Consider the following 23637-nt stretch of genomic DNA (forward strand, 5'->3'; position numbering starts at 1 on the left):
CAGGCGGAATATCATTTAAAAACAATTTAATGAGTCAATATTTATATGAACACTAACTCTTCTGCTGTGCCTGAAAATCAATTTAAACGATCAATGAAGACTCGCCACTTAATCATGTTATCACTAGGTGGTGTTATTGGAACTGGATTATTTTTTAATACTGGTTATATCATTGCTACTGCTGGTGCTATCGGTGCTATTATTGCTTATTTAATTGGTGCAATTGTTGTCTATTTAGTTATGCTTTGCCTGGGTGAGCTGGCTGTCGCGATGCCTGAAACGGGCGCATTTCATACTTATGCATCAAAATTTATTAGTCCTGCAACGGGCTATACGGTTGCTTGGCTCTATTGGTTAACCTGGACTGTAGCATTAGGATCAAGTTTTACTGCTGCCGGTTTATGTATGCAATACTGGTTTCCTCAAGTATCAGTTTGGATTTGGTGCTTAGTTTTTTGTCTCGTCATTTTCTTGTTAAATATTATTACCGCACAATTTTTTGCTGAAAGTGAATTTTGGTTTTCCATTATTAAAGTGATTACCATTATTGTATTTATCATCGCTGGTAGTGCGGCTATCTTTGGTTTTATTCCAATGAAAAATAACTTACCTGCGCCATTTTTGCATAATATTACTGAACATGGCTGGTTTCCTAATGGTATTATTCCGATTGTTATGACCATGGTATCAGTGAATTTTGCATTTTCAGGAACAGAACTTATCGGTATAGCCGCTGGCGAAACCCATCAACCAGAAAGAACCATTCCCTTAGCGATTAAAACCACTATTCTACGATTGATTATCTTTTTTGTTGGTACCATTTTTGTGTTAGCTGCCCTACTACCAATGGAACAAGCAGGAGTTATTAAAAGTCCATTTGTCGAAGTATTCGAAAGTATCGGTATACCTTATGCTGCTGACATTATGAATTTTGTTATCTTAACTGCCATTTTATCCGCAGCTAACTCTGGATTATATGCATCTGGTCGCATGTTATGGTCGCTATCTAATCAAGGTACATTGCCAAAATGCTTTGGTAAATTAAATCCAAAAGGTATTCCAACTACCGCTATTGCCGTTAGTATGATTGGTGGTTTATTAGCACTGTTTTCCAGTGTTATTGCGCCAGATACTGTGTTTGTAGGCTTAACGGCAATTTCAGGATTTGCCGTTGTTGCTGTTTGGTTAAGTATTTGTGCTTCACATTACTTTTTTAGAAAACAACTCTCAACCTCTGAAATACGCTCACTAAAATATAAAGCCCCACTTTATCCATTAGTGCCAATTTTAGGGTTTATATTATGTTTAATTGCTTGTATTGGACTGGCTTTCGATCCTGAACAACGGATTGCCCTTTATTGTGGTATTCCATTTGTAGTGGTTTGCTATATCGCCTATCATATTACCCGAGCTTATCAACAACGAGTAAATCGATAATGTCAAAAGAAAATCCTATATCGCAGTTATTAAACCAAAATAACTACGTAATTATTGACGGTGCTTTAGCAAGTGAGCTACAGCGCCGTGGTTGTGATCTTAATGATAGCTTATGGTCAGCTAAAGTATTAATTGAACAACCCGATCTTATTAGACAAGTTCATTTTGATTATTTTAACGCAGGGGCAGATTGTGCTATTACCGCTAGTTATCAAGCGACACCATTAGGTTTTGCCCAAAAAGATATATCACTTGCCGAATCAATAAATTTGATTAAACAAAGTGTAACATTAGCTCAACAAGCCAAACAACAATATCTAGATCAAATTAAGTCAGATAAGTTATTAGTTATCGCTGGTTCGGTGGGGCCTTATGGAGCCTATTTGGCAGACGGTTCAGAATATACAGGCAATTATCAACTCAGTGAAAATGAATTTATCGATTTTCATCAGGCCAGAATGCAAGCACTTATAGATGCAAAAGTTGATATTTTAGCTTGTGAAACCCTACCCAATTTTGTTGAAATAACAGCGTTAGCTAAATTGCTACAACATTATCCCACAATGACAGCATGGTTTTCGTTAACGTTAAAAGATGCCAATCACCTTAGTGATGGAACTCCACTTGTCGAAGTGATTGATTATCTAAATCAGATTGATCAGGTAGTTAGTATCGGTATTAATTGCATTGCTTTAGAAAAGGTCTCTCTGGCATTAACCAAATTACAAGCACTAACAGCGAAACCCTTAATTGTTTATCCTAATTCGGGCGAGCAATATGATCCAACCACTAAACAATGGCACCAAGATCATCAACATAATTGTACCTTTGATAATCAATTGCCCGTTTGGGTCAAGTTAGGGGCAAAATTGATTGGTGGCTGCTGTCAAACGACTCCAAATGATATTGCACAAATTGCTCACTATTTAAAAACAGCTAATTAAGTATAATCGATAGATTAAATTTATAGCCATAGACAAATAAATCAGCACCGTTAATTAAATCGCTAAGATTGATTAACGGTGTTTTTTATAAAATTAGGAATTTTATAACCTAAAAAACCCCTCTCCTCAAATTTTTTGCTTCAAAAAAGTGCTTTCCTCAAAATTTTTTCACCCACATTTAATAACATAATATTCATCGGTCCCATCGAGCATCGTAACTACTGTAATAAGTAGAATTTTATCTCAAGGATGTAAGTTTAGTTTGTATTCTATTCGATATTAGCATGACGGTTTTTCATTATTTCTGGCGTCTGTTGCAATTCGGTCATTAGACTGTAAATAATGCTGTCATAAGTGAGTAATGATAGTTGTTCAAACGTACTGCCCATCGGTTGATTTAGTTCAAGCACTTTTATTGGAATTGCCAAAATATTATCCGCTAACTTAGCTAAGCTAGAGTTACCATTGGTAGTAAATAATATTATTTTAACGCCAAGTGCTTTTGCTTGATTAGCATAAGCAATTAAGCTTTTGGTTTCACCGGAACTCGATCCTAAAATTAATAAATCACCGACATTTGCTTTTGGTTTACTAATTTCAGTTATCAAACTAACATTCAAGCCCAAATGCATTAATCGATTAGCAAATGCCCCAATCATTAATCCAGAGCGGCCTGTCCCAGCAAGAAAGATATGTTGTGCAGCAATAATGGCATTTTTAAATTGTCTGAGTTGTTCCTCATTGATAGAGCTTACTTGTGCTGATATTTCAGTTAATATTTTTGATAATACATCTTTAGTATCCATTATTATTTCCCTATTTGATTGCCGCTTTTAATCTTTCTATATTGCTTTCGAGCGGATTATTGTTAAAGATAAAGCCACCCGATACGATACTGTTGGCGCCAGCTGTAACACATAAAGATATGTTTTGATCGTTAATATTGCCATCAACCTGAATATCGTAATGGTAATTACCGATTTGCTTTAAACTTTTTAATTGTTCTATTTTTTGTAGCGTAAAAGGTAAAAAACTTTCATTTTTTTGGCCTGGATTGACGGTCATAACTAAAACCTGATCGACCTGAGGTAATAACAGTTTTAGGTTTTCAACTGGAGTACAAGGGTTTATGGCTATACCGACTTTAATATTACTATTTTTGATTTTATTAATAATATATGAATGATGCGCCGTTGCTTCATAATGAAAGGTAATAATATCAGCTTTTGCATCAATAAAATCAACTATGGCTAATTCGGGTCTTTCAACCATTAGATGGCAATCTAAAATAAAATCAGTATGCGCTTTTAGATTTTTAACAAAGCTAGCATTAAAGCCTAGATTGGGTACATAATGATTATCCATTACATCAATATGTAGTTGGCGAATACCTAAAGTTTGCAGATTTACAAGAGTTTCTTTGATCTGATAAAGATCAGAATTAAATAGCGATGGAGACAGTATCATAATTATCTCCTTTTATTAACGACCCATCAGCATAAAATTCACATTACGTTTCCTTTCACGTAGTGCATCCCAATCGACAAAATAAATTCGTCCTAACTGCCCTAATAATGGCTGACTATCTTTGATAATTAATACTATTGAAAAATGACCAAACAGTGATGATTTGATATGAGCATCGGTATTGAACATAACCCATTTTTCAGCTGGATAATTAGGATCACTAAGACTTAAACCAAATTCAACATGCTTTGGACCTGGTGAATTATATTGATTTTCGCTGGTCATCCGTGGAGCAATTTTTTCTAATGTATTGTTGATATCCACTTGCAGAAATTCATCACCAAAAAAATTAGTATCGTGCATGCATTCTTCAAAAAAAAGCGAACATGTTGTATGACTAGTAGCTGTAGTTAATTGACCATTTTGGATATTGGATTGCTTTACGAACTGTTTTAATTGCTCGGTAATATCGTGGTATGAATGCCTACCTGCAACCGTGTTGATTTCAATGGCGTGATGAATAATATTCATAATAGTTTATTCCTTGTTATAGCCCCATCTAATTTGTAGTTAAGCTTTACAAAATAAATGAGGCGATCATTATCAATACTTAAGATTAATTTGGATTAAATAGCTAAACGCTTTTTCAATTCAGCAAAAAATTCATTTAATCCAACACCAGTAAGTAGTGGTAATCCATTAATTACTTTCGCTTTAATTGAATCAGGTACAATAGTTGTGCTTACAACTACATCATAAGAGTCAATCTTATTAAGTTCATCAGCAATCTTAGATTGATAGATTTTTACCTGATCTGTTAATTTTTCATCACTAAGCCATTTATTCACTTTGCTTACTGCGATAGTTGAAGTTGCATGCCCTGCACCACACATGATAAGTAAATTCTTCATATGATTATTTCCTTTTAATACATTTCAATTTTTTTGATTTTGTTGATATAGATAAGTAAGCAAAGAATAACTAGCGCTAAACCAATTAAACCAATAAAACCAAGATGGGTTAACAATAGTACGAATAAGGTTACTGGCCATAATCCACATAAAATCACAGTAACAATACCAGCTGTACCCACATCGTAATTAGCCAAATGGAATACATCAGTAATAACTGGAGCAAGCCATGTTGCCATATATAAGCAGACGACCAAATAGATGGTGCCACCTAAAATTGAACGAATAATATTACCTTTGAAAAACGGTACCATTAAACAGATGCCAAAGGCATAGAAAGCTAAATCACCAAAAGGTAGCACTTTATTACCCGGTAAAATTAAGGCTAATAATAATGAAACTGGCACCATAATTAACGCAGTTGCCATTACCGCAGGATGACCAACAGTTAACGCAGCATCCATACCGATGTTAACTTGTTTGCCGTTGAGTTTTTTACTGGTAAATTCACGAGCAGCATCAGCAACTGTGGTTAAGATCTCTTCTTTGGTTTTTGCCTCAATGTTAAATAGGCATAAATGTTGATCAAAGTACATTCTTGATTCCTCTTTGATTATCCAAAAATTGTTTAAGTTGTTTAAAATTTATAAGATTTTTTAAGGATGAAATTGCTTGTTTATTTGAAACAATTTCATAAATTTCGGTAAAAACGTCATTAATGCTATTGATATTATCTTCGGAAAGACTAACCATAATAATAATACTGACATCAATCATGCCCCATTTTATTGGTCGTTTTAAGGTCATAATTGAGATACTCGATTTAATGACAAACATTGGCGAGCCATGCGGTAAAGCAATGCCGTTTTCGATTGAAGTGTCGCCGATTTCTTCTCGATATAAAACTGAATCACGATAGTTTTTAGTCACTAAGCCTTTATCTTCTAACTTACTTATCAGCAAATTAAGGCAGTCACTTTTATGCTGAATATCAACATTTAATTCAATCAAATCCGCATTGACAAATTTGGCGGTAGATGGGTAATAATTACCTTTATCTGAAAAATCGGATTGTTTATTTAGCACATAGTTTGCATAAACTTGAATAATATTCTGATAATCTTGTTTATTTAATAGTGACGATATTTTGACAATCGGTTTATTAATATTGTTAATATTTAGGGTAGTGATAATCAAATCAACATTATTTAGCATTGTCGGGTTTAATTTCGTAAGAGAATATACCTCGATATTGTCCTTGGATGGTAAAAGTTTGCGGACTTTATTTAAGACTAAATTTGATGATGAACATCCATATTGGCAAATAATAACAATGTTATTGGCGTTAGCGGCTTTATCTAAGGCTATTTGGAAATGAATCAATAAAAATGAGATTTCATGATCATTTAAATGAATATCAAATTTACGTTCTAAGTCTGAAAGTGCATACCATAACACACTAAATAACTTTGAATATTCTTGTTTTATTTCATCCAAGAGTGGATTAATGATACGAATCTGCTTTTGTAACCGAGTTATCATTGCAGGAAAGTGCGACAATAATGAGTGAAACAACTTGCTATCAGCCGATAAATCGACACTCTCAATATCACCTATTTTTTTGATGATCCTACGAATAATTTCCTCATAAAAACTATCATCAACAATGGCATTTTCATCAATAATTCGATGAGCAAAAAATAATTTGCTTAGATATTTAATATCATTGGTCGAAAACCCGACTTGAAAATTGGCTTCTAATGTTTTAGCTAATTCCGAGGCAATCAAATAGGATTGCATATATCGGATATGATTAAATAAAAAATCATCTTCTTCAGGAATTGAAAAGCCTAAACGCAATCTTTTAAGTTGTATGGCAATAGAAATCAGTAAAGAAGATAAATAATGTTCAGAAGATTGAGCAACTACCGATTCAAATCGGTCTAATAATAATTGAGTTATTTGTTCATATGAGTCATCGCCAATAAAAGATTTCATTAATTGCTTTAAATAATGGTCATCTTGTTTGTGGATATACAAAGATAAAAAGTGTTTAATCGCGCGTTGAATTTGGTTTTCATTACCGTCAATATAAATTCCCTTATGAGTAACATTTAATAGGATATTTTCTTGTTCAAGAGTACGATTAATAAATTCGATGTCTTTGTGTAACGATGTTTTACTGACTAAATAGTCATCGGATAACTGTTCAAGTGATAACGTTTCGCTTTTAAGCAAACAGCGTTTGATGATATCTAAGCGACGGTATTCAGGACTTAACCGTCGTGATTTTTTATTGAAATAACTATGACTATTTTGCTGTTCTAAATAGCTAATAATCGGTGCAATATCGTTTTTTTCACCTATTAGCATCACTCCTTTACGAGGTAACTTTTCAATTTGAATATCCGTATTCGGGACAGTAGTTAGCTGCTCATTTAATTTTGCAATATCGTCATAGACAGTTTTAGTTGAAATTGATAATTTTGAACTAAAAAAAACAGCTGGTTTAAATTCCGATTGGCTAAAAAGCAGTTTAAGTAATTTGATCTGTCTTTCCATTACTCAACTCCTTGTAGATCTGTTGTTGCAATAAATTCATAACTTAATGATTAAAAGTATAAATAGTTAAATAAATAAGACGATTACATTTTTTTCCAGATTAATCTGGAAAAAATGTGACCTTTTCTTGGTAGAAATCAAACAAAACATAGTGATAGGTTTTTAAACTAAACAACCAATGGTAGAAAAAACATGAGAAAAGTATTAATTTATCCAGTGCATTAGCTAAGGCTAACCAATTCACTTTGAGTAATTTTGCAGTCAGAATTTTGTCAAATAGCAATCCTAAACTACCCGGCTAATATGGATTCTACTTATGAATATTTTTATTATATTGATAAAAAACGTCTAATAGATATAAGATACTGTTTTATAACGACTAAAACTAAATCAAACTTGAATACACTAACATTGAATTTATCAACTTCGGTGTATAGTTTTTTAGTGAAAATTTGTATTAACATTTTTGAATTATATGAGGAAATAAACGTTCCTTAACCAAATCATCTCAATTATACCTATTAAAATTGAAAAATGTTTTTAGTCACTTTAATAAAATATTACTTTTAAAAGATAACCATATCAGGGAAGAAAAAATGATTATTTTCTGCATATATTTAAGAGTTATAATTCAAAATATAAAAAATAGTATCGGTATCAGGCCGATGTTTGCTGATGTCGGATCTTCAATTTTCAAAACAGTCACCACCTCTTTGCTGTTAGTGATATTACCGACAGTGATATCATATCTGTCTTTAACGATGAAATTTTCTGATTAGTTGCAAGCGTTTATAAATAATTGATACTTTGATTTGATTTAGAGGCTTAGTTTTATAAAAAAATTGAGGAGTCTATATCGGGTTATTGATAATTGATTATTAGTAAACCGTTTTTCATTAAGGTGAAAATGGATAAAAACGTTAATTTGAATAGGCTAAATCACAGTCGAAACGTAAATCAGGTACCGGCTAATCTCAGGCTCGGAAGTCTATTAAACGATTAGGTACCACTGGTTACAACCCTAAAATACAAACAGATCCAAAGTATAAAAGCCAATCTTAACCAACTGCTTCGTTCCCATAACTAATAAGTTAGTACATATCATTTCAAATCTTTTTCATAACTAAAGCCATCGGTCCAATAATCTTTATCAATGATATACTCATCAATATAAAAGTCATTTGGATAATCAATAAAACCCGGTTTATCTTTTATTCTGTTTATGGCTTCTTCTGCTAATTGATAACTATGATAAGTACCAATTGCTTTATCATCTTCATCTTATGTACCTCTATCTCTAGTATGATGTAAATAATAGACTTTTTTCATATTTATCCTTAACTGAAAAAATCAATTAATAACCAGTAACAAATCCGTCCACCCAACTATCTCGACCTAGGACATCGTCATGAATTTGGAAATCATCAGGAAAATCTATAAATCCTGGTTTCTTCATCATTCTTTTTATAGCTACTTTAGCTTGCCTACGTGAACTATAAATACCAATTATTTTAACATCTTCATCGTCAGTATCTTCATAACGAACATGGTACAAATAATATACTTTTCGCATTTTTAAATTCTTATATCTACAAATAAAACTATTAAAAAATTGAGCAACTAAATGACATTAAAAAAATTTTAATCACTAAAACCATCAGTCCAATAATCTTTATCGATGATATACTCATCAATGTAAAAGTCATTTGGATAATCAATAAAACCCGGTTTATCTTTTATTCTGTTTATAGTATCTTTAGCCAATTGATAACTATCATAGGTACCAATTTTTTTATCATTTTCATCCGCTGTTTCTTTATCTCTAGTATGATGTAACTCATAAACTTTTTGCATTTTCATCTCCATGGTTATCTAAAGTATTTAATCTATTAGATATTAACAAGTCACAAAACCTTCTAACCATTCCGCTCGATTAAGTACACTAGGAATAATCTGAATGTAACTATCCCCTAAAATAGTACATAAAAAAGTAGAAAATTCTCTATAATATTTTTAAGTAGAATTTTAAGGAGAATTTCAATATGAAAAAATTATCGGAACACCAAATTGTCTCCATTTTGAAAGAAGCTGAAGTTGGTATTCCTATTAAAGAGCTTTGCCGTAAATATGGTATGGCCGTTTCTACTTTTTATAAATGGCGAGATAAATATGGCGGTATGCAATCATCAGACATTAAGCGGTTAAAACAGCTGGAAGCTGAAAATCGTAAACTTAAGCAGATGTATGCTGAGTTAAGTTTAACTTCTCAGCTCCAGCAAGAAATAATAAAAAAGCTATAGTGCCGACGCCAGTTCGTAAGAGTTGGGCACAAACACTACAGTCACAATACGGTATAACAATTAAAATGAGTTGCACTATTGTGAATTTAAGTCGCTGTGCTTACTACTATCAACCTAAATCGGCAGATGACACTATGATTATACTTAAGTCAATAACAGACAAGCATTTACGTTGGGGATTTCCTAAGTGTTTTCATCGAATCAGGAAACTGGGATATACGTGGAATCATAAACGGGTTTATCGAGTTTATTGTCAATTAAAACTCAATATTCGTTCTAAACGCAATAAACGATTGCCCGAACGTTATCCAGAGCCATTATTAGTACCAAGTCGTTTGGGAGAATGTTGGTCAATGGATTTTATGAGTGATAGTTCTCAAAACCACCGCCGATTTAGAACCTTTAATGTTATTGATGACTTTAATCGAGAGGCATTAGGCATTGATATTGCGGTCAGTTTATCGGCAGGTAGAATTACCCGTTATTTAGACAGACTGGCTCAATATCACGGTTATCCATTAAAAATACGCGTTGATAATGGCGCAGAATTTACCTCAAACAGATTTACAAGCTGGGCAAAATCACATGGAATAACCCTAGATTATATTAAACCAGGTAGTCCTTATCAAAACGGCTATATAGAACGATTTAATCGAACATATCGAACGGAGGTATTAGATTTGTATATATTTAAAAATCTGGAACAAGTAAGAAAAATAACCGAAGAGTGGTTAGAAATGTATAACACAGAAAGACCGCATGAAGCATTAAATAATATGACACACATTGAATATAGAAACATGAAACAAATAGCATAATTTTCTACTTGGTTTGTGTGCTAACAATGGGGTATTTACATGAAATCCATTAGGAAAATCGATAAATCCCGGTTTTTTTTTCATTCGTTCTATAGCTAATTTAGCCTGTTTACGTGAACTATAAATACTGATTATCCTAAAATCTTCATCATCAGTATCTTCATAACGAACATGATATAAATAATATATCTTCTGCATTTTTATATCTTTATAGGTTAATTGGGATTTATAAATGATCTATCATCCTATTATCGGATTTTACTAAGCTATAACTTCATTATTTGGTATGTTCTACCATCAACTTGTTTCAAGTTGGTATTTGCATAATTTTAAATATTAGCCTCTAATTTTGATTCGCTATTTGTTACAACAATTATAATCATTCACTTTACGTCATCGAGAAAAGATTCAAAACTAATACAATATTAATTTTTGATCTGATATTGATTAAGATTTATTTTTTCTAACATTTTATCTAAAAATAGTGTTTCTAATTGAGCTCTTATCACATGTTCATCATAGATATCTCCTGTCTGCGATTGCCAGAATTGTAGTAATCGCCAAGCATCAACTATTTTGTAGGCAAAAGGAAAAACATGAGGATGGATAATTATACGAGGTAAAGGAGCTATGCGTATAAACCTAAACCATGTTTAACAAAACTCCATTCTTCACTATTTAAACAAAATTTTCTTTTTTTGGAAAATCTAATAAATAGCTGAAATCTAAACAATTTGCATTTAATCTTTTAAATTCAGTTGTTATTTTTTTCTGTAACTCAACATATTCAAGTATTTTTTCATACATTTGTATTACCTATTTTAGTTTTTATAATTCAAATAAAAGGTTGAGCTACATCTTCTCTATTTGTGGCTTGATCAAAATTACAGACATATTTTATATCCTAACTAATTTTGCCTTAGTAGATCCATGATGTCTATTAATAATAATCGTTTGCCAATAACAATAACTTCGTTTATAGATTGGGTTTTACCAAGTCACTTTCTTTAATATCTTTAATATCTTTAACAAAACCTTTAAAAGATTCTCCTGATACTTATTATCCCTGATAATTAAATGATTAATTTAGATATTCTATAATAGTAATCACTCTTATAAAGGTTATATTGGTACAAGACTTTCAGCGTGACAAACAGTGCCGATTGTTATCAATAACATTAATAAAAAAATTTTTTCATATTAAAACACTTCAATCAAATTTGATGTTTGCGTAAGTATTGCTTCAAAACATCTAGCAATTTGAGCTATCACATCAGCATAAACTTGAGCATTTATTGCATATCTAGCGAGTTTATAATCAATCTTGTCTTCATTAATGTACTTTATTAATTTCTTTTTAGAAAAAAAGTTATTTATTGAACCCCAAATCAAAATTGGTAGAGCATAATCAAGCTCTGCTGCTCTTTCTGGTTGATTGATAAAATCAACATTTAAATATTCACTCGCTTCTTTGTGATTTTTTTCAAGTCAAATACACTAAACATCTACCAGAATATTTTAAACCATTGCCCTCTACTGTATTAACAATATCCTTTTCCATTTTTTTGTTCTTCTTTACTCGCTAAAACAGGATCATATTGATTAAAATAGGATTTATTACCGCGCTCTACAGATGAATCAAACTCCTTACTATATGTAGTTTCCCAATACCGGTTGCTAACATATAAGATAGATAATAAAGATTGGGGAGATATTGTGCGTTTTTTCGAAATAATAGATTTACTTGTTTAAGTATACCTCGCAATATTTCTATTGATTCTTGATCATATTTAGGCTCTTCTATTATATCTTTTCCAGTGCTAGCATCTTTGGAAGCTTTTATAAGTTTATGATGCTCTAATTTATACATAGCAATAAAATTTTCGACATCAATCAAATCATTAGATATAACAATCCCTAACATTGCCAGCGGATGGATAGACCATACTTTGCCATCTGGATTTAGTTTGGCTTGACTTTTAACAACATCACTCCACCATAATAGTTTTACAATCTTCTCTTTTTATATAGCAATATTTTACAACTGACAGTTTTTGATCCAGCATTATCATTATATTGATTTTTAATTATATCAATAAAAAAATTTAGGATTTTCACTATTTCGCTTTATTTGTTTTTTAGATATCGCCATGCTATTTTCTTATTGGCAATAAATCTGCCTCGCGTAAACGAATATCTAAACGATTAATAATTTTAATATCCTCTACATTGTCGCGATTCGGGATGTGATCGAGTGAAATAATAAGCGTCCCCACTTGCTTATCATCCCGATTAATTGGGATAATTCTATGAGCTTCAGGATAATCATCAGCATTTAATGGACTAGGAATATAAACAATCATTGATGTGCCAATACGTTTAGGAAATAGTGCATTTTGTTTGGGTGTAAATACCCCAAACCTAGTACAAGATTCAAGTAGAAAATCATGCTGCTTGTTTTAGTGTTTTGTACTCAATCGGTGTCATGTTATTTAATGCCTCATGCGGTCTTTCGGTATTATAAATCGTTAACCATTCTTCGGTTATTCTCCTTGCTTGTGCTAAGTTGTTAAAAAGATATAAATCGAGTACTTCAGTACGATAGGTACGATTAAATCGTTCAATATAGCCATTTTTGATAAGGACTACCGGGCTGGATATAATCAATGGCTATATCATGGGATTTAGCCCAGTTTATAAAGGTTTTTTCTGTAAATTCTGGCCCATTATCGACTCGTATTTTTAATGGATACCCATGATATTCAACCAATTTATCTAAGTAACTCTCCCTGCTGGTAAGCTTACAGCTATATCAATGCCTAGCGCCTCACGATTAAAGTCATCGATGACATTGAATGTCCTAAAGTGACGTTGATTACAACTACTGTCACTCATAAAATCCATTGACCAACATTCACCTTGTTTATTGGCTGCTGATAGCCTTTCTGGGGTTCGTGGAGGAATGCGTTTTTTACGCTTTACCCTGAGATTAAGCTTTAATTCACAATACACCCGATATACTCGTTTATGATTCCATTTATAGCCGAGCTTTCTGATACGATTAAAGCATTTAGGAAAGCCCCAGCGTAAATGCCGGTCTGTGATAGCATTCAACACCGAAACAATCACCGAATCATCCAGTAACTTAGGTTGATAATAGTAAGCACAACGGCTTAAGCCAACAATGGCACAACTCATAGCAATACTAATAGAATGATTTTGTTGTAGTTGCTGTGCCCACGTTTTACGTGCTTTTGTGGGCACTAAAGCTTTTTTATAATTTCTTCCTGAAGCTGGGATTTTAAGCTCAGTTCGGCAAACATCTGCTTAAGCTTACGGTTTTCAGCCTCAAGCTCCTTTAAGCGTTTGATATCCGATGTTTCCATTCCGCCATATTTTTCCCGCCATTTATAGAAAGTTGAATTACCCATGCCATATTTACGACAGAGCTCTTTGACAGGAATACCCGCTTCAGCTTCTTTTAAAATAGCTACTATTTGATGTTCAGTCATTTTTTTCATAATTAAATCCCCTTTACTTTTATCATAGAGAATTTTCTACTTTTTTGCTGTACTATTTTAGGAGATAGTTACATGGGAAAAGTATCCTTCAGATTAATTTCAATATAGCAATCACTAATTACTTTTGCTAATTCGGTAACAAATTGAATAATTTTATTATAAATTCCTGCTTTTTTGTGGGTAAATAAAAATTTAATTTGAGATGTGAGGAATGGGCTATTTCCATATCTTGAGGCCATGTAAAATAATGCTTGTCCTTCGATCGCTGGATCTTTATCAATGTCTATAAAAGAGAGTATAAGATCCCCATCATTTCCAACTCTATTAAATCCGAATGTTAGTTTTTTCAAAACTAACTCAGTCAAACCCTCTTTATTGTAGGCCAATAATTTAGGATCAGCTTTGATTGAATTACGAAAATAATACCAGTTAGCATCCGAATTAAAGTTATTTTGATAAATTTTAAATGCTTCATTTAACTGATTTCGTATCTCTAGAATATTATTTTTCAATACGTTGGGGAAAAAACTTCAATAGTGTAATCAATAAAATCTAATCGCATTTGTACTGGCATAATTAATTCCTTATTCATTATTTAAGTAAAGTAGCTGGTACATACACTGTAGTTATAGTAGGTAACATTTTAAATGCTAATCTAGCTGTAAATGCATCATATAACAATGGTGTCATAAATATCCAACAATATCGCTCAGGGGGATGCGCCGAACACACAGTATTATGTCGCTCAGCTTGTTTTAGTAATGTATCCAATTTTTTTCCCCTATTGTTTTTAATTTAGGGATTCCTAAAGAGTCAATTTGTGTTTTACTAAACATTAATGAATCGTAATTTTCTCATATAATCTAAACCAATCCTGATACTATTGCTCAACTTTAATGGTATAAACTCTATCATAGCGTTTTCCCACACATGTATTTGTTCCGTAAGTAGTTCCAAAAAGTTCTATTGTGATTGTTCCGGCAACTTTAGCGGTTCCTTTTACTTCAAGATCATTGTAGGATACACGTTCTGTTCCTAAACCTTTAGGAGATAATTCAAGGCCTGATTTTTCTGGTTGGATATCATAGTAAAAGTCATGGCGATTAGCGTGACCACCAGCAACTTTGATTTTAGCGTAATAGGGATTACCCAATGTGGCATTGGGTAACGTTTTTGGTCGAACTTCTACTTTATCACAAATACAACCGGTTAGAACAGTAGTCAAAAAAAATCCAATGATTAACATTAAGTGATATCGTAATTTTTTCATAAAATCTAAACCAATCCTGATACTATTGCTCAACTTTAATGGTATAAACTCTCTTATAGGGTTTTCCCACACATGTATTTGTTCCGTAAGTATTTCCATAAAGTTTTATTGTGATTGTTCCGGCAACTTTAGGGGTTCCTTTTACTTCAAGATGATTGTAGGATACACGTTCTGTTCCTAAACCTCTAGGAGATAATTCAAGGCCTGATTTTTCTGGTTGGATATCATAGTAAAAGTTATCCTGATCAGTGTAGCCACCGAAAACTTCAATTTTAGCATAATAGGGAGTACCTAATATGGCATTGGGTAACGTTTTTGGTCGAACTTCTGGTTTATAACACAAACAACCGGTAAGAACAGTAGTCAAAAAAAATCCAATGATTAACATTAAGTGATATCGTAATTTTTTCATAAAATCTAAACCAATCCTGATACTATTGCTCAACTTTAATGGTATAAACTTTATTATAGCGTTTTCCCACACATGTATTTGTTCCGTAAGTAGTTCCATAAAGTTTTATTGTGATTGTTCCGGCAACTTTAGGGGTTCCTTTTAGTTCAAGATGATTATAGGTAACATATTCTGTTCCTAAACCTCTAGGAGATAATTCAAGGCCTGATTTTTCTGGTTGGATAATATAGCCAAAGCGACTATCTATAGCCACGCCACCAAAAACTTCCAGTTTAGCAAAATAGGGATTACCCAATGTGGCATTGGGTAACGTTTTTGGTCGAACTTCTGGTTTATAACACAAACAACCGGTAAGAAAAGTAGTCAAAAAAAATCCAATGATTAACATTAAATGATATCGTATTTTTTCATAAAATCTAAACCAATCCTGATACTATTCTTCAACTTTAATGGTATAAACTCTATCATAGCGTTTTCCCACACATGTATTTGTTCCGTAAGTAGTTCCAAAAAGTTCTATTGTGATTGTTCCGGCAACTTTAGGGGTTCCTTTTAGTTCAAGATGATTGTAGGATACACGTTCTGTTCCTAAACCTTTAGGAGATAATTCAAGGCCTGATTTTTCTGGTTGGATAATATAGTTAAAGTGATGACGATTAGCGTGACCACCAAAAACTTCCAGTTTAGCAAAATAGGGATTACCCAATGTGGCATTGGGTAACGTTTTTGGTCGAACTTCTGGTTTAAAACACAAACAACCGGTAAGAACAGTAGTCAAAAAAAATCCAATGATTAACATTAAGTGATATCGTAATTTTTTCATATAATTTATTTAGTTTAATTAAATTTGTGGTTAATAAGTGTTTTTTAAACACTTGCCTATTTGTATCAATAACATTTACTTTTTCGTTTATGGTATTTTACTTATCACCAAAGCCGCATAAGAGTATTTCATAACATCAGCTAAAGTTGTATTTTTCGCTTAATTCTTTACTAATTGATAAACTCCCCATTGCTTGTTTTGCTTATCAATAAGTGAATCGCAATTTTTTCTTCTTTTTTTGTATAAAATCTTTCTGTATTTTATAATCTTTAACCGGTTCGCCATTAATCTTACAAAACCATCTGGGGCTGCAATTTCATAAGTCCCTACAGGTAATGATGTTCTTCCACTTCCAGGAGTCCAATCCGAATTTAATGTCACTCGTACGGATATCTCCTTAATTCTTCCTATTGATAACATTTATCTATAATAAATTTTTTATCAACTGATTTTTCAGGATTATTAAATAAATCATGTAAAATATCACCTAAACACTGGATTCGTTGTTTACTAATAGATAACATGTTTTTTTCTTCTGTTTCTAATTTTCCTTTCTTTTCTAACATGTAAGATAAAATTTTATATTGTTGAAGAACAAATCTGAAATCTGTATACTCGAGCGATGCAGGATCGTCAAAACTCACTTTTGTAGTATCATCTTTATTTGCCTTAGCAACTTTTTCACTTATTTGTAATTTGGTAAACAAGACGGTTGATGTTGGATAATCATTAAAAAGATAAGCAAGGTCTTCAGGTACACCCCATAACAATTTATTATCTATAATTTTTTTAAACTGATTTTCAAAATTTTGCTTTTGTGTTACCGTTAACGATGAAATTTTCTTTTCATATAAATCCGTACACTCTTTTATAGGATGATCTGTTATAAAATTGAAATCACAATCATGAATATTTTTAGCCATAGCTTGACTGGCAATACAATTAAAGATAAATATTAAAAAAAATTTATTTAATAACTTGTAAAATTGCGACAATAGTATCTCCATTTTTTCCTTTTCCTCTATGTTTAACTAAATAATCATGTATTTGCGGGTATTTATCATAATCAATAATCGATATGCAACCATGAGATACATGACCAACATGAATATAACGTTCTGAAGACAAAGGTAAAATAGGAAACCAAATTTTATAATTTTTAACCGGTTCGCCATTAACCATATAAAAATTAGTATTTTTTGGAGGATGAAAACCATCCGGGGCTGCAATTTCATAAGTCCCTATAGGTAATGGTGTTCTTCCACTTCCAGGAGTCCAATCCGAATTTAATGTTACTTGTACGGATATCTCCTTAATTCTTCCTATTGATAACATTTATCTATAATAAATTTTTTATCAACTGATTTTTCAGGGTTGTTACTTAAATCATCTAAAATATCACCTAAACATTGACTGCGTTGCCTACTTACTTGCAGCATATTTTGTTCACTTAATGTTGGATTGCTATTTTTCTCTAACATGATAATAATAATTTTATATATTTGAAAATTTCTTTTATATTCATTAAATACTAAAGACCCAACCTCATCTGAAGAAATCTTCGTTTTATTATATTCCTTTTTTTTATCATCTTCCTCACTCAATTGAATGTCAGTAAACAAAACTTCAGGAGTTGGATAATTACGTAATAAAGGAATAAAAAACTCAGGGTAAGGGTAATCCTTTTTTATTTTCTCAAAATCCTTTTGAAAAGACTGTTTTTGTTCTAACGAAAGTGATGATATTTTTTTTTCAAAAAAATTTGCACATTCTTCAATATCGTAACTAACAACCAAATTCAGATTGCAATAAGAATGAGTGTTTGCAAATGATTGGTTATTAATAAAAACAAACAATAAGGGTATTAAGATTTTATTTAGTAACTTGCAAAGTTGCGACAATATTATTTCCATTCTTTCCTTTTCCTCTGTGTTTAATTAAATAATCATGTATTTCCGGATATTTATGATAATCAATAATCGTTACACAACCATGAGATACATGACCTATATGGAGATAGCGCTGTTCAGATAAGGGATAAATAGGAAACCAGACGGTATGATATTTAACAGTTTTACCACCTACCAATGTACCATTTTGATTAGGCTTTCCCCCAACTTTGTACGCTTGCGTATATTTTTGAGGATGAGGGAAATCTGGTAGTGCTATTTCATAAGTGCCCACATCTAGTGGTTTTCTTCTTCCAGAATTCCATTCTGTATTTAATGTTACTTCTACAGAAATATTGCCAATAGTTAAAGTAGCAAGTTGTTGATCATAGATTAATGGCATTCCTGTATTTAGATTTGTTCTAATATTAGATTGCCAATTTTTTTTCGCTTACCATATTTGAGAGTTATTTTTGCTGCTGCATTAATAATAGGTGCTGTATCACTTAAATGCTCTTTAACACCACCTTCAATTCTCATTGATCCGTATTTGCCTTTAAATGCTCCTTCTTCAATTCTAAATATTACTCTATCACCATCCTTATTAAGCTTCAATAAAGTTAATTTTGTGTATTTATAAATTGGTTTATATTCTCCTTCAACTATTATTGTAACCCATCCATCTTCCCCAACTTTATTAACATAAGCAGTCATAGCTACCCCTATTGAAGTGGTATTATTATCTCCTTGTGATGTTGTTGTTGTTTTTCGCTCTTTTTGCTTATTAATCCAATTTATCACTGCTGCCGACATTATTTTCTCCTAATCTATCTATATCTATTTCCACATGTAATGGTATTGCTGTTTCAGAATAAACCGTACTGGTATAACCATTTGAATCTGTTGTTCCAGTAGCATAAACACTTTCGCCATACAAAATCTTATAGGGTGTAAATACCATGGGATTATCATCATTATCAGTCAGTAAAAACTTCATATTATATTGACCAGTTCTGATAAAATTAAAAATATTAGGTAAAATAATTTCAGATTTATTCTTCGAGGAAAGAGAGTTAAGTGCCTTAAGTCCTTTATTAGCAAAACCACTTAAATTGTTGGGAATAGCCGGGTTAAAAATTAAATGGGCATTTTGATTAAGAAATGACGCAACAGACAGATGTTTATTCAAGCAAGTGAAGGTAATGGTATAGTGCCAAGGTTGGTTAAGTTGCTCATTACCCTCAACCTGCAAGACTGAAACCTCAGCCAATAAACCATCAATATTTAACGTATAACGATTGTGACCTGCTCCACCAACTACACCTTGCTTTAAGCCACGATTTAAACCTTTGTCCAACTGACTAATCAAATTGGTTAATCCTTTATCCATGTTATCCTCAATATATTTTATGTATATAGCAAATACAATTTTGTTTTATTGAACTATTTTAAGATTATTAATAATTATTTAGTGTAATTCTTCACTAAGGATTTATTGTTATAAGTAAAACGATTTAATGAATTTACATTAAAAAAATAATCTAAATATGAATATAAAATACACTGTTGTGCGTATTTTTCAATATGCTTTACATTTCTTTAAATTTCAATCAAATGGATAACTTACTAATATTGTTAATAAATAAAATGGCATGAAAAATTTGTCATCTAAACATAAACAAGCAAGGATTAACAAAATTTTGCTTGTTTAGATTTTTTTTGAGTATTTTACTCGGAATTTTTATGTACTATTTTTGTGAATAGTTATAACAGCGAAATGAAATTAATAAGAATAAATAGACTCATCCTATCGAACACAGCATAGAGAAAAAATAATATTGGAACAATATTATCACTGATTTCTCATGTAGATTTTAAATCGAGGTAAAAATGGTTAATCATTGCCGGTTCGATAATAAAGATAGTAAAAAGAATAAATAGAACAATTATAGCTTTTTTTATGATATTTTTTTATTTAACTCTTAAACATTTGTCATTGATTAACTTTACTTTTTCGCTGCTAATACCCTTTCAACCGTATCAACAATAGCTTGCGTTTGTGAATCAATTTCAATATTTACCTCATCACCAATCTTTTTACAATCTAAAGTGGTAATCGCTAATGTTTCTGGAATTAGATGAATGTTAAATTGATTATCTTTAACTTCTCCCACCGTTAAACTTGCGCCATCTATACCAATAAAACCTTTGTATAAAACATATTTCATAAATTTTTCTGGCATGGCTAACGTCATTTGACAGTTAGTTGCTGTTTTCTGGATGTCAATAATGGTGGCTCGGCATGAGACATGCCCAGACATTACATGACCACCAATTTCATCGCCGTATTTAGCACTTCGTTCAATATTTACCAAATCATTTAACTTTTTACTGCCGAGAGTTGTTAAAGCTAATGTTTCTTGCATAATATCAAAAGTTACACAATCATTTTCAATCCCTGTTACGGTTAAGCAACAGCCATCATTCGCTATTGATGCACCAATTTCAATATTATTGATTAAATGATGTGGCAGTTTGACTTGATAAGTTCGTAATTTATCTTGATCGATGATATCAATAATTTTACCTACACCCTGAACAATACCTGTAAACATACTTTATTCCTTAAATTAAACGAATATAAGCTTCTATTTTACTTAATCATTAGGTAATTATCTATCATTAAGCAAATTTACCTAACCCTGATATCAACTTAAATAACAGATTCAAATAAGCGTTCTGTTTAAAATAAACAAAGTTGTACTATCATCATTAAACACAATTGTATAACTATTGTTTTGGCAGGAAATCACACCAGAAATAAGCAATTTTTCTTTAGCTAATACGATATTTTCATTAGTAAGTAAATTATTAAATTTGCCAGCTTGCTGTTGTTGGAATGCTTCTATCACTTTATTGTTCCGCAAGGTTATCCAGCCGTTTCCCCTTTCTGTGGTAAAATAAATCACAAATATTTCATTGGCAATTTTTACCGGTTCCCATACTGAATATATACAACAATTTATATCAAATAACTTATCTCGTATCGCCTCACCTTGTGAGGTAATAGTAATTAGATAAAAAATTCCATCTTCGCCATAACTTACAACATATGATGATTCTTCAAAACTTAAGTTTAAAATACAAGAGGGATAATGATCACAGGTTATATCAATACTCCTTGATTGTAATACTTTACCTTTTTCATCGATTTTACGATGTAGCCAATAGTTTTCTTCATCTTGCGCAATGATATGAATTTGTTGATTGTCATTATTTATACTAAATACATTATATTTTGGTAAAGGAATTTTTGAAGTATAGGTTTTTTTTAACTCACCGTCTTTAAATTCAACCGCAACCAATTTATCCAACTGTTTGGTTGAAAAAACATTAACATACTTAAACATGGCAAAATTATGGAAAATACCAATATAATCAACAGGTAGCATTTTTTTAGGTTTTGGATAAGTAATATTATCGCGCTCAAAACAAGGAAGCATGATGATTAAATCGTCTTTATCAGGATGATAAACCTCAATAGAAGTATACAATTTTCCATCTGGGTTAATAAAAAATGTTGGCAATATACCATCATTTTCTATATAGAATGTATAATCTTGTAAATCACTGTCAAACATAATATAACTCACTTTATAACTATAACCATCAGAATCGGTATAGTAGTTGCAAGAAATGATTGGTTTATTTTGATAACTAATGGCATCCGAAAAAGAAATACCATAAGGTGATTTTAAAATAATCATTGGCCCTAAAGCAGTTTGCTGATATTGCGTGTTAAAAGGTATATCCGTTTTTGGTAGCATAATTATGATTTTTCCTGTTATTGTTTTCTCAATTAAAATTATTAAGTCATACTGACTTTAATCATTTTATCCTATTTTAGCTTAACCCCAATTTTTAATTTTATATTTCATTCATGTCAATTATTTCATCAATTATATAAATTACCTCATTAATATCTATAATATAAAAAATAATCAACTTATAAAACGTCGCTGCATAAAATTATGTTCCTAAAGTTTTATATAATGTATTGCTATTTTCTTTGATTAATTATCTGCCTTAAAGTTAAAAAAAATTGGACATAAGCTATCGATTTTTTAAATCCAAAATGATGCAGCAACGAAAGATATGCATTTTCTTATTATCTCGGTTATAGTTATCATTCGTTGCCTTCAACCATAAAAAATAATTTTTTAATAAAAATGCGCCCAATTTTTAAGGATTTAATATGTTAAAACTTATTTTAGCTATTTCGGTCGGCTCAGTTGCTGGTGGTTTGTTGCGCTGGTTTTTATCGTTAAAGTTAAATGTGATTGCTTTTGCAATTCCTTTAGGTACGTTATTATCCAATTTATTCGCTGGTTTTATTATTGGTTTTGCGATTGCCTTTTTTAATCATACAAACCTTTCTCCTGAATGGCGATTGCTGATAATTACAGGTTTTTGTGGTGGGCTATCAACTTTTTCAACATTTTCTGCTGAAATTGTTAGCTTTTTACAAGAAGGTCGTATTGGTTGGGGTTTAGCAACCATTGCTATTCATGTCATCGGCTCAGTTCTAATGACGTTTTTAGGGATGCTAACCTACCAATATTTTCGGTCGTGAAGATATATTTATCTCAAATTACATAAAAAATGATCATAAATAGTATTTACAACCGCAAACTACTGTATTAATATACACTGTATAAGTAAACAGTATTGAGGTTATTATGCTTATTGAACATTCTTCTCCACAACTTATGGTTATCAATTTTGAAACACCTTTTCAACAAATATTACAACAACAGCAACTTTTATTACGTTCATTTAATAAAGAAAAAAAATGGCAGTTATGGTTATCAGATCGCCCGATGCTAAAACGTTCATGGGTAAATACCGCAGGACTTGATAAACAAAAAGTTGTTCATTTAGCTAATTTAAATAATGAAAATTTAGTTTCGACTATTGAAAAAGCATTACAAAGTAAAACCTGTAGTTATGTAGTTGCTTGTATTAACGATCTTAATGAGCAAGATAAACAACGTTTACAACAAGCCCTATTAACCAGCGATACCTGTTTGTTCTTAGTTCACGATGAACCAAATACAATTCAATATCATTAAGGCAATTGTTATCATTATAAGTTAATTATTTTATTAACTTCAAGTAAAGACACTTTCTTACATTGTAGTGTCTTTTTTAGTTAATTATTTCTTATTAATAAAATTAACTAAAATAATAAACTATCTAAAAAAGAGTCAATTAATCATTCTC

30 protein-coding genes and 2 pseudogenes are annotated in these 23637 nt (G+C 31.5%); 5 read left to right on the forward strand and 27 right to left on the reverse strand.

The annotated features are described in order from the left end of the window. Nucleotides 1–45 precede the first annotated feature (45 nt). Entirely contained in the window at nt 46–1437 is a 1392-nt protein-coding gene (mmuP, locus tag AC5LXI_RS09485) for an S-methylmethionine permease (protein WP_493442096.1), read from the forward strand. Continuing rightward, entirely contained in the window at nt 1437–2381 is a 945-nt protein-coding gene (mmuM, locus tag AC5LXI_RS09490; RefSeq protein ID WP_493442097.1) for a homocysteine S-methyltransferase, read from the forward strand. Before mmuP ends, mmuM begins: the two co-directional genes overlap by 1 nt. Nucleotides 2382–2650: 269 nt before the next feature. On the opposite strand, the gene hxlB is transcribed toward mmuM, so the two are convergent. The 8 genes and pseudogenes from hxlB to AC5LXI_RS09530 all read right to left on the reverse strand — a co-directional run bounded on the left by hxlB (nt 2651) and on the right by AC5LXI_RS09530 (nt 9175). Beyond that, the gene (gene hxlB, locus AC5LXI_RS09495) at nt 2651–3187 is read right to left on the reverse strand and encodes a 6-phospho-3-hexuloisomerase (protein ID WP_493442098.1); all 537 of its coding nucleotides are present in this window, start codon (nt 3185–3187) and stop codon (nt 2651–2653) included. Between the two features lie 10 nt (nt 3188–3197). Next, a complete protein-coding gene (locus tag AC5LXI_RS09500; protein WP_493442099.1) occupies nt 3198–3848 on the reverse strand; it encodes a ribulose-phosphate 3-epimerase in 651 nt (216 codons plus the stop codon). A gap of 15 nt (nt 3849–3863) precedes the next feature. Beyond that, complete coding sequence (locus tag AC5LXI_RS09505; RefSeq protein WP_493442100.1) at nt 3864–4379, reverse strand: YjbQ family protein; 516 nt, start codon at nt 4377–4379, stop codon at nt 3864–3866. 95 nt (nt 4380–4474) lie between these two features. Beyond that, entirely contained in the window at nt 4475–4759 is a 285-nt protein-coding gene (locus tag AC5LXI_RS09510; protein WP_034901958.1) for a PTS sugar transporter subunit IIB, read from the reverse strand. Between the two features lie 14 nt (nt 4760–4773). After that, nucleotides 4774–5301, reverse strand: a pseudogene (locus AC5LXI_RS09515) (PTS transporter subunit IIC); the annotation flags it as partial. Nucleotides 5302–5344: 43 nt separating this feature from the next. Further along, entirely contained in the window at nt 5345–7321 is a 1977-nt protein-coding gene (locus tag AC5LXI_RS09520) for a BglG family transcription antiterminator (protein ID WP_493442101.1), read from the reverse strand. Between the two features lie 1354 nt (nt 7322–8675). After that, complete coding sequence (locus AC5LXI_RS09525; protein WP_493442102.1) at nt 8676–8894, reverse strand: DUF7336 domain-containing protein; 219 nt, start codon at nt 8892–8894, stop codon at nt 8676–8678. Nucleotides 8895–8962: 68 nt separating this feature from the next. Then, a complete protein-coding gene (locus AC5LXI_RS09530) occupies nt 8963–9175 on the reverse strand; it encodes a DUF7336 domain-containing protein (protein ID WP_493442103.1) in 213 nt (70 codons plus the stop codon). Between the two features lie 188 nt (nt 9176–9363). Between AC5LXI_RS09530 and AC5LXI_RS09535 the strand changes: the two genes are divergently transcribed. Next, nucleotides 9364–10439, forward strand: a protein-coding gene (locus AC5LXI_RS09535; protein ID WP_493442104.1) for an IS3 family transposase whose coding sequence is annotated in 2 segments (ribosomal slippage) — nt 9364–9619 and nt 9619–10439 — 1077 coding nt in all. Because the reading frame shifts where the segments join, the coding sequence is not laid out codon by codon here. Here the strand turns inward: AC5LXI_RS09535 and AC5LXI_RS09540 are convergent. The 19 genes and pseudogenes from AC5LXI_RS09540 to AC5LXI_RS09630 all read right to left on the reverse strand — a co-directional run bounded on the left by AC5LXI_RS09540 (nt 10389) and on the right by AC5LXI_RS09630 (nt 22181). Next, nucleotides 10389–10637 carry a hypothetical protein gene (locus AC5LXI_RS09540; RefSeq protein WP_493442105.1) on the reverse strand — a complete coding sequence of 83 codons (249 nt, stop codon included), beginning with the start codon at nt 10635–10637 and terminating at the stop codon, nt 10389–10391. The two genes, AC5LXI_RS09535 and AC5LXI_RS09540, sit on opposite strands and share 51 nt — an antisense overlap. A gap of 1429 nt (nt 10638–12066) precedes the next feature. After that, nucleotides 12067–12363: a hypothetical protein gene (locus AC5LXI_RS09545; RefSeq protein WP_493442106.1), complete on the reverse strand. Its 297-nt coding sequence runs from the start codon at nt 12361–12363 to the stop codon at nt 12067–12069. A gap of 229 nt (nt 12364–12592) precedes the next feature. Next, nucleotides 12593–12802, reverse strand: a complete 210-nt coding sequence (locus AC5LXI_RS09550; protein ID WP_493442107.1) for a hypothetical protein — start codon at nt 12800–12802, stop codon at nt 12593–12595. Between the two features lie 82 nt (nt 12803–12884). Further along, nucleotides 12885–13960: pseudogene (locus AC5LXI_RS09555) on the reverse strand (IS3 family transposase). A 68-nt stretch (nt 13961–14028) separates the two neighbouring features. Then, nucleotides 14029–14472 carry a hypothetical protein gene (locus AC5LXI_RS09560; RefSeq protein ID WP_493442108.1) on the reverse strand — a complete coding sequence of 148 codons (444 nt, stop codon included), beginning with the start codon at nt 14470–14472 and terminating at the stop codon, nt 14029–14031. Between the two features lie 79 nt (nt 14473–14551). Further along, nucleotides 14552–14731 carry a hypothetical protein gene (locus tag AC5LXI_RS09565; RefSeq protein WP_493442109.1) on the reverse strand — a complete coding sequence of 60 codons (180 nt, stop codon included), beginning with the start codon at nt 14729–14731 and terminating at the stop codon, nt 14552–14554. A 109-nt stretch (nt 14732–14840) separates the two neighbouring features. After that, nucleotides 14841–15230, reverse strand: a complete 390-nt coding sequence (locus AC5LXI_RS09570; protein WP_493442110.1) for a hypothetical protein — start codon at nt 15228–15230, stop codon at nt 14841–14843. A gap of 22 nt (nt 15231–15252) precedes the next feature. Further along, nucleotides 15253–15642: a hypothetical protein gene (locus tag AC5LXI_RS09575; protein ID WP_493442111.1), complete on the reverse strand. Its 390-nt coding sequence runs from the start codon at nt 15640–15642 to the stop codon at nt 15253–15255. Nucleotides 15643–15664: 22 nt separating this feature from the next. Beyond that, nucleotides 15665–16009, reverse strand: a complete 345-nt coding sequence (locus AC5LXI_RS09580) for a hypothetical protein (RefSeq protein ID WP_493442112.1) — start codon at nt 16007–16009, stop codon at nt 15665–15667. A 66-nt stretch (nt 16010–16075) separates the two neighbouring features. Beyond that, nucleotides 16076–16420, reverse strand: coding sequence for a hypothetical protein (locus AC5LXI_RS09585; RefSeq protein WP_493442113.1), 345 nt, complete (start codon nt 16418–16420; stop codon nt 16076–16078). A 204-nt stretch (nt 16421–16624) separates the two neighbouring features. Continuing rightward, nucleotides 16625–16846, reverse strand: coding sequence for a hypothetical protein (locus AC5LXI_RS09590; RefSeq protein WP_493442114.1), 222 nt, complete (start codon nt 16844–16846; stop codon nt 16625–16627). Between the two features lie 26 nt (nt 16847–16872). Next, entirely contained in the window at nt 16873–17472 is a 600-nt protein-coding gene (locus tag AC5LXI_RS09595; protein WP_493442115.1) for a hypothetical protein, read from the reverse strand. Next, a complete protein-coding gene (locus AC5LXI_RS09600) occupies nt 17432–17800 on the reverse strand; it encodes a hypothetical protein (RefSeq protein ID WP_493442116.1) in 369 nt (122 codons plus the stop codon). The genes AC5LXI_RS09595 and AC5LXI_RS09600 overlap by 41 nt, the downstream gene beginning before the upstream one ends. Continuing rightward, entirely contained in the window at nt 17788–18378 is a 591-nt protein-coding gene (locus AC5LXI_RS09605) for a hypothetical protein (protein ID WP_493442117.1), read from the reverse strand. The genes AC5LXI_RS09600 and AC5LXI_RS09605 overlap by 13 nt, the downstream gene beginning before the upstream one ends. Next, nucleotides 18338–18757 (reverse strand): hypothetical protein, encoded by a 420-nt coding sequence (locus AC5LXI_RS09610; RefSeq protein ID WP_493442118.1) that lies wholly within the window; start codon nt 18755–18757, stop codon nt 18338–18340. The genes AC5LXI_RS09605 and AC5LXI_RS09610 overlap by 41 nt, the downstream gene beginning before the upstream one ends. Nucleotides 18758–18765: 8 nt before the next feature. Next, nucleotides 18766–19167 (reverse strand): hypothetical protein, encoded by a 402-nt coding sequence (locus AC5LXI_RS09615; RefSeq protein WP_493442119.1) that lies wholly within the window; start codon nt 19165–19167, stop codon nt 18766–18768. Next, on the reverse strand, nt 19139–19744 hold the full coding sequence (locus AC5LXI_RS09620; protein WP_493442120.1) for a hypothetical protein: 606 nt from the start codon (nt 19742–19744) through the stop codon (nt 19139–19141). The genes AC5LXI_RS09615 and AC5LXI_RS09620 overlap by 29 nt, the downstream gene beginning before the upstream one ends. A 616-nt stretch (nt 19745–20360) precedes the next feature. After that, nucleotides 20361–20969 (reverse strand): riboflavin synthase subunit alpha, encoded by a 609-nt coding sequence (locus tag AC5LXI_RS09625; RefSeq protein ID WP_110433629.1) that lies wholly within the window; start codon nt 20967–20969, stop codon nt 20361–20363. A gap of 111 nt (nt 20970–21080) precedes the next feature. Further along, nucleotides 21081–22181 carry a hypothetical protein gene (locus AC5LXI_RS09630; protein ID WP_493442121.1) on the reverse strand — a complete coding sequence of 367 codons (1101 nt, stop codon included), beginning with the start codon at nt 22179–22181 and terminating at the stop codon, nt 21081–21083. A 428-nt stretch (nt 22182–22609) separates the two neighbouring features. Between AC5LXI_RS09630 and crcB the strand changes: the two genes are divergently transcribed. Continuing rightward, on the forward strand, nt 22610–22987 hold the full coding sequence (gene crcB / locus AC5LXI_RS09635) for a fluoride efflux transporter CrcB (RefSeq protein WP_493442122.1): 378 nt from the start codon (nt 22610–22612) through the stop codon (nt 22985–22987). A 106-nt stretch (nt 22988–23093) separates the two neighbouring features. Further along, a complete protein-coding gene (locus AC5LXI_RS09640) occupies nt 23094–23486 on the forward strand; it encodes a cell division inhibitor SulA (RefSeq protein ID WP_493442123.1) in 393 nt (130 codons plus the stop codon). The last annotated feature ends 151 nt before the right edge of the window (nt 23487–23637 follow it).

This window comes from Gilliamella sp. LMG 34361, assembly GCF_984569075.1.